Origin of the sequence: Larkinella sp. C7 (genome assembly GCF_006149005.1) — a bacterium.
Classification (GTDB): Bacteria; Bacteroidota; Bacteroidia; order Cytophagales; family Spirosomataceae; genus Larkinella.
In genome coordinates this window covers 1-625 of sequence record NZ_VBSL01000089.1, presented here as the reverse complement: position 1 = coordinate 625, position 625 = coordinate 1, and the positions used below count along the sequence as shown (strand labels likewise).

Here is a 625-nt window from a genome sequence, read left to right as displayed (position 1 = left end):
GATCTGGCGGCTGCTGGCCGTAAAACTCAGTCCGGAAGGCAAACCGCTCAGCGAATACGTCAGCGATTGATTTTCAGGGTCGGTAAAAACCGGTAAGGTGATGCTGAATGCCGTTCCAATGGTGGCGGATAAAGGTGTTGTCGTTGGGGCTATCGGTGGCTGATTGATGGCCGAAACCGCTCTGACGGTCAACGAAATGGTTACTTCTGTTTTCGCCAGTTGGCTATCCGTCGCCGAATACGTCAGATTAAAATTACCGCTGACGGTGGGATTTCCAATAATGATCCGTGCAGCCACATCAAAACTCAGCCCTCCCGGCAAACCGGTCAGATTATAGTTTAGAGCACCATTTTCCGGATCGGTAAAGGCGGGCAGAAAGGCGATGAAATTCTGACCAACGGTTGCGGATAAAGGTGTTGTTGTGGGCGCAACGGGTGGTAGATTGATTGGCTCCCCGCTTCCCTGACAAGTCAGTGCTTTGGGCGGATTTTTCAGCATGAAACTGCTGCTGGCCACCCGGGCTGTGAGCAGATGCGGACGACCATCTTTCAGGCTGGAGGGAATGGCAAGACTAAAGGCGTGTTTGCCATTGCCCTTGCCCGCGTTGAGCAAATCCTGCCGGAAA

The 625-nt window shown here is 53.0% G+C and carries 1 protein-coding gene; it reads right to left on the bottom strand.

Annotated features, from left to right (window positions below):
- On the bottom strand, window positions 1–625 hold a 625-nt coding region (locus FH871_RS31915), incomplete at both ends, for a putative Ig domain-containing protein (RefSeq protein WP_171063035.1).